Origin of the sequence: Cronbergia sp. UHCC 0137, from assembly GCF_034932285.1 — a bacterium.
Lineage (GTDB): Bacteria > Cyanobacteriota > Cyanobacteriia > Cyanobacteriales > Nostocaceae > Cronbergia.
On record NZ_JAYGHC010000032.1, the window covers coordinates 1 to 12729 of the forward strand.

General features: G+C 45.8%; 4 protein-coding genes and 3 pseudogenes. 2 read left to right on the top strand and 5 right to left on the bottom strand.

Features of this window, described 5'->3' with window-relative positions; genetic code table 11:
• Window positions 1-339: pseudogene (locus tag VB711_RS16795) on the bottom strand (hypothetical protein); the annotation flags it as partial.
• A 279-nt stretch (window positions 340-618) separates the two neighbouring features.
• On the opposite strand from VB711_RS16795, the pseudogene VB711_RS16800 reads away from it, so the two are divergent.
• Both VB711_RS16800 and VB711_RS16805 read left to right on the top strand, forming a co-directional pair.
• Window positions 619-810 (top strand): annotated as a pseudogene (locus VB711_RS16800) (transposase); the annotation flags it as partial.
• Between the two features lie 32 nt (window positions 811-842).
• Window positions 843-1109: pseudogene (locus tag VB711_RS16805) on the top strand ((2Fe-2S) ferredoxin domain-containing protein); the annotation flags it as partial.
• Between the two features lie 188 nt (window positions 1110-1297).
• On the opposite strand, the gene VB711_RS16810 reads toward VB711_RS16805, so the two are convergent.
• The 4 genes from VB711_RS16810 to VB711_RS16825 form a co-directional block, all read right to left on the bottom strand.
• Window positions 1298-5521, bottom strand: a complete 4224-nt coding sequence (locus tag VB711_RS16810; RefSeq protein WP_323287322.1) for a DNA-directed RNA polymerase subunit beta'' — start codon at window positions 5519-5521, stop codon at window positions 1298-1300.
• A 138-nt stretch (window positions 5522-5659) separates the two neighbouring features.
• Window positions 5660-7537: a DNA-directed RNA polymerase subunit gamma gene (locus VB711_RS16815; RefSeq protein ID WP_323287323.1), complete on the bottom strand. Its 1878-nt coding sequence runs from the start codon at window positions 7535-7537 to the stop codon at window positions 5660-5662.
• 252 nt (window positions 7538-7789) lie between these two features.
• Complete coding sequence (gene rpoB / locus VB711_RS16820; protein WP_323287324.1) at window positions 7790-11107, bottom strand: DNA-directed RNA polymerase subunit beta; 3318 nt, start codon at window positions 11105-11107, stop codon at window positions 7790-7792.
• Between the two features lie 823 nt (window positions 11108-11930).
• On the bottom strand, window positions 11931-12713 hold the full coding sequence (locus VB711_RS16825) for a TatD family hydrolase (RefSeq protein WP_323287367.1): 783 nt from the start codon (window positions 12711-12713) through the stop codon (window positions 11931-11933).
• Window positions 12714-12729 lie beyond the last annotated feature (16 nt).

Consider the following 12729-nt stretch of genomic DNA (forward strand, 5'->3'; position numbering starts at 1 on the left):
GGGAGGTTTACCGAAACAGTCAAAAATTCGCAGGTTGTAGGAGAACATTCTTTCAGGAAAGAGTTCTTCTAATTTTGCCTGAATTTCTAGATGTATCAATAGCCAAATTTCTTGTCCTTGGTGTTGCCACACTTTGACTAATTTATCTACATATCTTCTTCCTTGTTCAGCGTTGCGGGCTATTTGTTGAAATTCTTTATCTAGAAATTCGTGGGGACGTTCCCAGTTAATTAATGCGGCTGTTCGTGGGAAGAAAAATTGCATTGCTTGGGGAAAGTATGCTTCTAATATTTCTTTCCATGGACTGTCTTGGTCGGCTCTTTCGCGTTTTTTGGTCATTTGTTATTTGGTAGATGGTACGGTTATTTTATATTGTTAGTGATGCTTTAAGAAGGTCTGTTTACGGAAATTTTTAGATAAATTAACTACATTTTTTTATCTCACGCAGAGACGCAGAGACGCAGAGGAAGAGAGAAACAAGAGTGTGGTATAGATCCCACTATTAACACTTCTTAAAATCAATCTTGCTTAGAGGGTGTTTGAAAAGTCGGTCAGTTTGTAAAAAAGCCCTCTCAGTATACGCTATGAATAGATAATAGACAGCACCGAGAGAGCAACATGAGTAAGGCATACCCCAGCAATCTGACCCGTGAACAATATGAATTTCTGAGTGAGATGATTCCAGAATCCAAACCCGGTGGTCGCAAGCGTGAAGTCGATATGTGGGAAGTTTTGAACGCGATTTTTTATGTCTTGCTAGAAGGGGTGCAATGGCGAGCGCTACCAGGGGACTTTCCAGCTTGGCAAACATGACCCCTCAAAACTTTTCAAACACCCTCTTAGAAAATCGACTACCTCAAATCAAAGCCAAGATTATGGTTTGTCAAAAATCTGGTTGCGTTAAAAAGGGTGGTAAAGGATTATTATCTGAATTAGAAAAAACTTTGTGCAATCACGGTTTGTTAGATAAAGTAACTATTGAACACACCGATTGCCAAAAACGTTGTAGCAGCGCACCCAATTGTATTTTAATGCTTGGTAAAAAGCAATACAAGGAAGTTCATCCTCAAGCGATCGCCTCTTTGTTAGAGAATCATTATGAAAGGTAATTGGTGATTGGTAATTGGTAATTGGTGATTGGTATACAAGATTTATTCCTCCCCTGCCCCCCTGCCTCCCCTGCCCCCTGCCCCCTGCCCCCTGCCCATTTTGATCCCTACAAATTAAAAACCCCTTTCCGACGTGGAAAGGGGTTTAAGGCATATTAATCCAACTTACATTGAGTTATAAATTACCTTTATTCATCATCGAAATCATCATCATCATCATCTTCAAAATCGTCATCCTCCTCTTCTTCTTCCTCTACAAGGTCACTGACCTCATCAGCAATCAACTCATCTTCATCATCCAAAATAGACTTTTCGGTGCGTCTACCACCATAACTACCATCCCCCAAACCAGGAGAATCTAAGTTATAAAGCTTCGCAGTGCGGTCATCTAGCACCATATCCAAGGGATCATCTACTTCATCTAATACCCCATTACCAAGGTCAGTAGTGTATTCCTCAATTGCTCCTGGTTCATCATAGGTATTGTAACCAGTACCAGCAGGAATTAACCGCCCAATAATCACGTTTTCTTTTAATCCCCGCAGCCAGTCAGATTTGCCCTCAATGGCAGCTTCCGTTAACACCCTGGTGGTTTCTTGGAATGATGCTGCTGAAATAAAGCTGTCGGTGTTTAAAGATGCCTTAGTAATCCCCAACAACATGGGTGTATATTGAGCCTTCGCACCGCCAGTAATTGCCATTGCTTCGTTCACCTGCTCAACTTGGCGCAACTCTACCAACTCACCAGGTAACATAGTGGTGTCGCCACCGTCATCAATCCGCACCTTATTAGTCATTTGGCGGACAATAACTTCTATGTGTTTATCAGAAATTTCAACCCCTTGGGACTGATAAACCGTTTGCACCTCATTAACTAAAAAGTTTTGAACCTTTTGCAAAGCATGACTAGCACAGGCATAAATCCCATCTTCCAAGTTGTCAGATACACTACCCAAACTAAAGAAGATTTCTAGTATCTCATGGGGATTACATGGTCCATCAGTCAAGGGTTGACCAACCAAAACGTGAGCGCCATCAGGAACTATCAGGTTTTGTCCAGGACCAAGGGGATAGTCAGTCACAGCACCATTGGATTCTATAACTTTAATAGCATAGGCTTCACGAGCCGCAGGCATCGCCTCATCCCCATCTCCATAAACCACCTTCACTTCTCCAGCCCGGCGGTTCAAAATACAGGCTTCTTTTGGTTTACGGGCTTCTAGCAGTTCTTCAATCCGGGGCAAACCTTGAATAATATCTCCTGTTTTCGCCCGTTCAAACACCAACAGCACCAAATTATCACCCCGTTGTACCAAATCCCCATCTTCTACCTGCAACACCGCCCCAGGGCTGACCCGATAAGGACGGCCAACCCGCAGAGTCAGAGTATAAGAGCCAGATTCAGCCAGGGCTGAAGAAGAAGCAGAAGCAGAAGACCCCACAGATGGTTTTATTTCCACCACTCGTCCCGATTCATGAGCGATCGCACCAGGGACTATTTCTGTTCCTTCTACCAACAAATCGCCCTTCTTCAGTTTGGGCAAGCTAGGAATCGTCATCGTAATCATGTCACTGTGACGCAACACCAAACAACGGCGCAATTGTTCATTACCTTTTTGCGCTCCCCTAACTATCCCCCCCTCTTTACACAAAATTTGAGTCCGGGCTACCACAGATCCAGGGGCAATGGTTTGTCCATCTTCTACTTCTAAACTGGTTTGGGTACTACCTTGGGTAGCATCGGCGGCAATATCCCGACGAATGACTAAAGACTCTAAAATCACCAATTGCAGCCTTAGTGGTTCTGAGGCAACCGGTTCTTCTGGTGTATTTTCACCATCCCCACTCACAGCCGGAACTGTTTCTAGGTCTGCTACTTCATTGTCCAAATCTCCCGACTTAAACCAAGTGGCGTGGTTTCCACCATAAGGGACTGCGTTGGCATCTACATCTGCTATTAACTCAATATCGGCAGTTAGAGGAGAGGCGTTATGGTCATGTTCTCCTTCCTGCTCAATTTCTAAAACCAATTGAGTCCGCAGCAGTTCCACCCCTTCCACAGATTTGACCCGTTCTGAGTCTTTATAAGGCAACCTCTGTACCGCCCGCAACTGAATCGAACGCCCGGTTTGTTGACTAATTGAGGTCGTGGAAGGAACATCTGGGTTACTAGGAACAGCAAATTCAACCACCGGACGGCTTAACAAGGCTGGACCCTCTGGCGAGTCTATATACTGGATGTAGCGCAACTCTGTCGCCACAGTTCCTTGTAACTCTTCTCCTGGTTGCAAAAAGGTGTCATTTCTGCCTATCACCGCCTCTGGATCATCCACCATCAACAGTTCACCGGGCTTAATCACCACTTCCCGCAAAATATCGTTCTTTTGGGTAACTTCTATCACCCCACTGGTTTGGCAAAATATATCTTTAACTACCTCAGTCCCAGCTTCGATAAATTGCCCATCTTCTACCAACAGCAAGGAAATATCTTTATTCACTTCATGGGTTTCTTCAGGAATCCACAGCAGTGTTCCCCCTGTCACCACCTCATAACCTTGCTTGGCTTTACCTTTTTTCTGCACTTCCACCCCAGCGAACTTCAAAAAGCCCCCGGTGGTAGTGCGATAACGGTCATCAATTAACTCTGCTACTACCTGCCCATTTTGTACCTTTGTTCCTGGGGTAGCTCGCAAGTTAAAGACCTGATTGTTGCCAGTGGTAATTAAATAGTGATTCCTTCCTTGGGAACTCTCAACTGTCACCGTTGCCTGGTCTAAAACTACGGAAGCAGTGATGATTTCAATTTCCCTTGTTCCCTTACCAGGAGTGGCTTCTGGCAACCGCACTACTCCACCATGCACCGTCGTTAATTTGGTTTCTGCTAATACCCCGTTGGTGGCAACAGCATCACCATTGTTGACAACTAACTCGGCTCCTGGGGGCAGGTTATACACCTCACCAGAAAGAATCCAAATCAATCCCCCCCTCGCGGCGGTGTTGGTAGTATTGCCTTGACGGTCGGTTTTTTGTTCCGATGCCACATCCGCGAATTTCACCTCTCCTGCCAGGTCAGAGGCCACATCCTTCACGGCTTTTTCTGTATTCGTCCTGGTGGTTCTGCCTCCCAAGGCTACTTCCGCTAACAACTGCCCGATCTGTACCTGTTGCCCATCTACTATATATAATGTTGAGCCTTGGGTTACTTGAATTTCTTGGTGGGCATCGGGGGTTTTGGCTTCTATGGTTAAGGAGCCATTAGCCTCCACATATAAAGCGTCTTCACCGTGTCTGGTGCGATGAACCCTAGTCCGCAGTTTGCGGGGAATTTTTACTGTCCCGGCAATTTTGGATCTCACCTGTTGGGCAACTTCCCCTGTGAATACTCCCCCGGTGTGGAAGGTACGCATGGTTAATTGTGTCCCTGGTTCACCGATACTTTGAGCAGCAATAATCCCCACTGCTTCTCCCAGGTCAACCATTTTGGCATGGGCTAAACTCCAGCCATAGCAGTGTTGACACACAGAACGAGCAGCTTCACAGGTGAGGGGAGAACGAACTATCACTTCTGTCACACCAGCTTTGGTTATTTCTGCGATTATCTCTTCAGAAATTGGTGTGTTACGTGGGGCGACTACTTCTTTGGTGGTAGGATGAATAATATCTTCTGCTACTACCCTACCCATTAACCGATTAGCTAAGGGAATCAACACCTTGCTACCTTCGGTCATATCCCGGATGGGAATACCACGGGTTGTACCGCAGTCAAACTCCCGAATAATCACATCCTGAGATACGTCTACTAGACGGCGGGTGAGATATCCAGAGTCGGCGGTGCGGAGGGCTGTATCTACCAATCCTTTTCTCGCACCATAGGAAGAAATAATATATTCTGTAACGGTTAATCCTTCCCGGAAGTTGGTTTTGATAGGCAAGTCAATAATTTCCCCTTGGGGATCAGCCATCAGTCCCCGCATTCCCACCAATTGCCGGACTTGGGATATATTGCCTCTCGCGCCGGAAAAGGCCATCATATACACAGAGTTGAGGGGATCTGTTTGTTTAAAGTGGGTGACTACTTCATCTTTTAGGGCTTCGCTAGTTCCATTCCAGGTATCAATTACCTTTTGGAAACGTTCTACTTCGGTGATTTCTCCCCGTTTAAATCGGGCTTCTGTGCTGAGGATTTCGGTTTCGGCTGCTTCTAAGAGCGATCGCTTAGTAGGCGGAACCATCAAATCATCTACACTAATAGAAACACCCGCTTTGGTGGCATAGCGAAAGCCCAAGTCCTTCAACTTGTCAGCCATTACCGCAGTCCGGGCTGTCCCATAATGGGTAAAAGACCAGGAAATCAATTTTCTCAGTTGACCTTTGTCAACTACACGATTACGAAAAACAATTTTTTCTGTCATTGGTAAAAGGGAATAGAGGGCAGGGGGCAGGGGGCAGGGGGCAGGGGAGGCAGGGGAGGCAGGGGAGGCAGGGGGAAACATGAAACTTGTTACCCATCACCAATGACCCATCACCAATCCCCAATCCCCAAATCCTGATTAAAATTCAATCGCTTCTTGAATTGCTTTGTTGTAAATTACTCGACCTGGAGTTGTGTATATATATTGAGATATTAAATTTCCTTGGGCATCTTGGCGGACACGGCGGAATTTATAGAGCAGAGTCTGACTACCGTCTTCATTTTTAACGACTTCCAACGGCTCAGTATCCGGCTGACTAGTTTCCATCTCCCCATCAAACCGCACATAAACATAAGCATGGAGGTCTACTTGATCTTGTTGATAAGCCATAATTACATCATCAAGAGAGTAGAAATAATTACCAGCACCTTTAGTTGCCGCCGGATTTTCTGCTGTCAGGTAATATGCCCCCAATACCATATCTTGACTAGGGGTAATAATTGGTTTACCTGTAGCCGGAGACAGAATATTATTAGAAGCCAACATCAATAAACGCGCCTCTGCTTGACTTTCCAGTGACAAAGGTACGTGTACCGCCATTTGGTCACCGTCAAAGTCAGCGTTAAAAGCCGGACACACCAAAGGATGGAGTTGAATTGCTCTTCCTTCTACTAAAATTGGCTCAAAAGACTGAATCCCCAAACGGTGCAACGTTGGAGCGCGGTTTAACATCACCGGATGTCCCTCAATCACCTCCTCCAACACATCCCACACACTAGGATCATTGCGAGAGATCAATTTTTTAGCCGCTTTAATATTATTCACCAGCCCAGAGCGAATCAGACGGTTAATCACAAATGGTTGAAATAGCTCAATTGCCATTTCCCTTGGCAAACCACATTGGTGAATTTTCAGCTTGGGACCAACCACAATTACCGACCGTCCCGAATAATCAACCCGTTTACCCAACAAGTTTTGCCGGAATCGTCCTTGTTTACCCTCGATAATGTCTGACAAAGACTTCAAGGGGCGGTTATTTGCCCCCACCACCGTCCTGCCCCGGCGACCATTATCAATCAAAGCATCTACCGCCTCTTGCAGCATCCGCTTCTCGTTACGGACAATGATTTCGGGTGCTAAAATCTCTTGCAACCTAGCCAGACGGTTGTTGCGGTTAATTACCCGGCGATATAAATCATTTAAATCACTGGTCGCAAATCTACCACCATCCAACTGCACCATTGGGCGCAAATCTGGAGGAATCACCGGAATCACCGCCATTACCATCCATTCTGGTTTAGAACCAGTGGCGATAAAGTTATCAATTACCCGCAGCCGCTTAATCAACTTAGCCCGTTTCTGTCCCTTAGCATTGCCAATTTCTTCCCGCAGACTTTCGGCCTCTTCTTCTAACTGAATATCTGCCAATAATCGCAGCAGCGCCTCAGCCCCAATGCCTACTTCCACTCCCACCAATTGGGAATCTTCACTATAAATTTGGTCTTCAATTTCTAGCCACTGGTCTTCACTTAGCAATTGTTTGTAACTGAGGGTGTCCGCATTTCCTGGAGAAAGCACACAGTAGGAATTGAAGTAAACGATTTGTTCTACATCCCGCAGTGGCATATCTAGGAGAATAGCAATATAGCTAGGAATACCCTTGAGATACCAGACGTGAGCTACCGGTGCCGCCAACTTAATAAAGCCCATGCGGTGACGGCGTACCCGTGATTCAGTAACTTCTACCCCACAGCGCTCGCAAACTATGCCACGGTGACGCACTCTCTTATATTTACCACAATGGCATTCCCAATCTTTCGCCGGTCCAAAAATCCGCTCGCAGAACAAGCCATCCATTTCTGGCTTCAGAGTCCGATAGTTAATCGTCTCTGGTTTAGTAACTTCACCCACAACCTGGCCATTGGGCAAAGTGCGCTCACCCCACTGACGGATACGTTCAGGTGATGCTATACCGATTTTTACGTAGTCAAACTGATTAGTTTGGGCGGGTCTCATAATAATTAAAAATGAAAATTGGTAATTGGGGATTGGGGATTGGTGATTGGGGATTGGTGATTGGGGATTGGTGATTGGTAATTGGTGATTGGTAATTGGTGATTGGTAATTGGATAATCTTTAAATCCGTGTCATCCGTGTAATCCATTAAATCCGTGATCGTAATTTGTGATTTGTGATTGGTGATTGGATAAAAATCTTACCCATGACCCATCACCCATCACCCATCACCCATCACCCATTACCCATTACCTACTCTTCGTCTTCTAAAGATTCACGGGAAAGAGATTCGTAGGTGGGTCTGGGGGGTGTGCGGCGATTGGCTTGGTCTGCCATCAAATCCACCTCCACATCCAAAGAACTGCCGTCTGCCTGAGTCTCAACCTTATGGACGGCAATATCTAAGCCCAAAGATTGTAATTCTCGCATCAGCACTTTAAAAGATTCTGGAGTTCCAGGACGAGGAATGGCTTTGCCTTTGACAATGGCATTTAAGGCTTCGTTCCGCCCTTGCATATCGTCTGACTTCACTGTTAGTAGTTCCTGCAAGGTGTAAGCTGCGCCAAAAGCTTCCAGCGCCCACACTTCCATTTCTCCAAATCGCTGACCGCCTTGCTGGGCTTTTCCACCCAATGGTTGCTGGGTAACGAGAGAGTAAGGTCCTGTGGAACGGGCGTGAATTTTATCATCCACCAAATGCACCAATTTCAGCATATAAGCCACTCCCACGGTTACAGGACGGTCAAAGGGTTCTCCGGTACGTCCATCAAAAACCATGATTTTTCCAGGGTTATTGGGGTTATATACCCAGTCTTTACTTGTTTCATCCCTAGCCTCTTGTAGCTTGCCGTGGACAATGCGCCGGGAAGATTCTTCCCCATACATTTCGTCAAAGGGGGTTATTTTAAACCGGACTCCTAAGTTGTGACCCGCCCAACCTAACAAACACTCAAATACCTGACCAACGTTCATCCGGCTGGGTACACCCAGGGGGTTAAGCACAATATCTACTGGTGAACCATCAGGTAGGTAAGGCATATCTTCCGCCGGCAAAATCCGGGAAATAATCCCTTTGTTGCCGTGTCTTCCTGCCATTTTGTCGCCGACTTGGATTTTCCGCTTTTGGGCTACATAGACCCGAACTACCATATTTGCCCCTGGTGGTAATTCATCCCCTTGTTCACGGGTAAACAGACGGACATCTACTACCCGGCCTTTTTCACCGTTGGGAACTCGCAGGGAATTATCGCGGACATCTCTGGCTTTTTCCCCAAATATCGCCCGTAATAGTTTTTCTTCTGGTGGTTGATCAGATTCACCTTTGGGTGTCACCTTACCAACTAAGATATCACCGGCTTCTACCCAAGCCCCAATGCGGATGATTCCCTGTTCATCTAATTGTCTGAGGGCATCTTCCCCGACGTTAGGAATTTCTCTGGTGATTTCCTCTGGGCCAAGTTTGGTTTGTCTAGCCTCAATTTCAAATTTTTCAATGTGAATGGAGGTGTAGATATCATCTTGAACCAAGCGCTCGGAAATTAAAATCGCGTCTTCGTAGTTGTAGCCTTCCCAGGGCATATAGGCAACGACGATGTTTTGTCCCAATGCCAATTCTCCCCCTTCTGTGGAAGAACCATCGGCTAATACTTGTCCTGCAACTACCTTTTCGCCAATGCGGACTAGGGGCTTTTGGTTCAGGCAGGTGTCTTGGTTGGAACGTTGGTATTTGGAAAGGGTATATCTGATTTCTTGGGGAGGAGATGAATTGTCCCCCTGTTCTCTGGTTCTGACCCGAATCTCGGCGGCATCTGCATAAACAACGTCGCCGTCTGCGCGGGAAACAATTACCATCCCTGAGTCTCTGGCTCCTTGCGCTTCTAAGCCAGTCCCTACTAGGGGACGTTCTGGCTTGAGTAGGGGAACTGCTTGACGTTGCATATTGGAACCCATCAGCGCTCGGTTAGCGTCATCATGTTCCAAGAAGGGAATCATGCTGGTTGCTACTGAGACGATTTGCACTGGGGATACTGCTACATAGTCTACCTGTTCTGGGGTGGTGGTTGCCCAATCTTGGCGATAGCGGACGGGAACTTGTGGCCCTTTGATGTAGCCGTTTTCATCTAGGGGGATATCACCTGTGGCTGTTCGTAGGTCGTCTTCTTCGTCGGCGGTCATGTAGACTGGTTGGACATCAAATCGCACCCGACCGTTTTCTACTGGTCTGAAGGGTGTTTCTAAGAAGCCGTAGGAGTTAACGCGGGCGTGGGTGGCTAGAGAGCCAATTAGTCCGGCGTTGGGTCCTTCTGGTGTTTCAATGGGGCAGATTCGCCCGTAGTGGCTGGGGTGGATGTCTCGCACGGCAAACCCTGCCCGTTCACGGGTCAGACCACCTGGACCTAAGGCGCTAAGTCGGCGTTTGTGGGTCAGTTCTGCTAGGGGATTGGTTTGATCCATGAACTGACTTAGTTGGCTAGAACCAAAAAATTCTTTGATTGCTGCTACTAAGGGTTTGGGGTTGACGAGGGAGGCTGGGGTGAGGACTTCGGCATCGGATACGGTCATCCGTTCCCGAATGATCCGCTCTAGTCTGTTTAAGCCTACTCTGACTTGGTTTTGTAGTAGTTCTCCAACGCTTCTGACTCGGCGATTGCCTAAGTGGTCAATGTCATCTATGTTGCCAATGTCGTATTCTAGGTTAATTAGGTAGTCTACGGCGGCAAGAATATCCCCAGAGGTCAACACGCGCATGGTGTCGGGGACGGAAAGTCTTAATTTTTTGTTGAGTTTATATCGGCCAACTCGTCCTAAGTCGTAACGTTTGGGGTCAAAGAAGCGGGAGTCTAGGAGTTGTTGTCCACCTAAAACTGTGGGTGGTTCTCCTGGTCGCAGTTTGCGATATAACTCCATTAAGGCTTCTTCTTCGGAGAATTGCCCTTCTTTTTCAATGGTTTTTTGGAAGTATTCTGGGTGGCGTAGGGAATCAAAGATTTCGTTGTCTGATAAACCTAATGCTTTGAGCAGGACTTGGGATGATAGTTTGCGGGTTTTGTCGATGCGTACCCACACTAGGTCGTTCCGGTCGGTTTCAAATTTTAACCAGGCTCCCCGGTTGGGTATGAGGCTGGCTGAATAGGTACGTCTGCCGTTTTTATCTATTTCTGATTTGTAGTAAACTCCTGGCGATCGCACTATTTGGTTGACTATTACTCTCTCTGCTCCGTTAATAATGAAAGTACCCCTATCTGTCATTAAGGGCAGATCACCAATAAATACTTCCTGTTCTTTAATATCCCCTGTCTCTTTGTTTAACAGCCGTGTAGGGACATACATCTGGACTGCATAAGTGCTGTCCCGTCGTTTCGATTCTTCGACGCTGTATTTGGGTTCTTTGAGTTTATAGTTATGACCTAAAAAGTGCAGTTCTAGTTTGCCAGTGTAGTCTGTGATCGGACTAAAGGAGTTCAGTTCTTCTATTAGCCCTTCTTCTAAAAACCAGCGAAAGCTCGAACGCTGAATTTCAATTAAGTCTGGCAATAGAAAGGCTGGTTCCATATATGTTTCGTTAGTCATGCCTCTACCTTTGTCAACCTGGTTAAACTTTGATTAATTATTTGTTGTCAGTTATGATTTTTGCCATTAATCCCTGATGTTTGATTAATTGGCCGCAGCAATTAAATCGGAGATGGATGATTTTAACAAGGGGTCAATCACCCTACATTAGGCAGCAATGATCACCAAAACCCAGCTAAAAATTTGATATAACAAGAGCAGGTGATTGTTTTTTCCTGGTTTTGATTTGCTTTCCTCACTACATTCCAAAGGGCGCGTTATTTTATATCTGTATCTGCTGATCTACACTGTTGTGTCTTGAAAAAACACCGTCTATACTCACAGTGAGATACCCAAGATGACAAGCTATGTCAGGACTGCCTTTGAATTACTATGGTTTTACTCACAAGGCAATTACGTTTAACAATTTTTTTCTATAGGTTCAATACGCAAAGACCCACTTTTGGACAAAATGGCAAATCAATCTAGGTGTCCACGGTTTTTTATTGATTGAGAGCATCCGCTTGTTGTAGAGATTGTAGGTGGAGTCAATTGATTCATAATTAAAGGTTAAATTATGAATATAAATTGTGAACCTGGTGTATGGCTAAAATAAAGTTAATAACAGCACAGGTTAGTAGCTACTAGCGAGAGATAATAAATTCCTTCCTTATATCATTATGGCGCAAGCAAAATGGTTTGGAGGGAATAATTCTAGCACATTCTTGATCAGGAATTTGCAGGATTAATGGATGATGGCGGATTATTTTTGGGATTTTTACTTATTTTCTCCTTGATCTTCCTAGAGTTGGATTTTTGGTTATTAGTAGATTTTCTAGGTTGATCATGCTAGTCCGAATAGTTTGCAAGCGTTTTTTGTGGTTTGTTCAGCGATCGCTTCTACTGTTTCCCCCCGCAATTTGGCTAGTTGTTCGGCGACGTGCAGCACGTAGGCTGGTTCGTTGCGCTTTTCTCCTCGTTTGGGTACGGGTGAAAGGAAGGGGCAATCTGTTTCTATTAATAGGCGATCGCTATCCACTATAGTTGCTGCGGCTTGGATGGCTTTGGCATTTTTAAAGGTGACTGTGCCACTGAAGCTGATGTAGAAGCCTAAGTCTAGAAACCATTTTGTCTCTTCTGGCGTTCCTCCCCAACAGTGCATCACGCCACGTACCCTTTCTCCTTCAGCTTTTCGCCATTTTTGCAATACCTCTCTCATTTGTTCGGCTGCATCACGGCAATGGATGATCACTGGTAAATTTAGTTCAGTGGCGATCGCTAGTTGGGACTCGAAAACCATGATCTGTTGGTCATGGTTATTTGCTTTGTAGCTATCTAGTCCCATTTCTCCGATTGCTACCACTTTGGCATCGCTTCTAGCCAAGGTTTTGATAGTCTCGGCTGTTTGCTGATCCCATTTATCTGCATCTAGAGGGTGCAAACCAACAGCAAAGCTAAGTTCGGGAAACTGGGCTGCTATGGCTTGGATGCTGACAAATTCCCCTGGATGAACACAGGAATGGACTAAATGTACTACTCCGGCTTGCTGCCAGCGCGATCGCACTGCTGCTAAATCTGACTGGAATAGGTCAAAGTTGATATGTACGTGGGTGTCTATCAGCCGCATGATTTGGGTAGCAGTC

Coding starts and splice junctions, on each gene's coding strand:
- VB711_RS16810 (WP_323287322.1), bottom strand. CDS start 5,521: ATGACAGAAAAAATTGTTTTTCGTAATCGTGTAGTTGACAAAGGTCAA.
- VB711_RS16815 (WP_323287323.1), bottom strand. CDS start 7,537: ATGAGACCCGCCCAAACTAATCAGTTTGACTACGTAAAAATCGGTATA.
- rpoB (WP_323287324.1), bottom strand. CDS start 11,107: ATGACTAACGAAACATATATGGAACCAGCCTTTCTATTGCCAGACTTA.
- VB711_RS16825 (WP_323287367.1), bottom strand. CDS start 12,713: ATGCGGCTGATAGACACCCACGTACATATCAACTTTGACCTATTCCAG.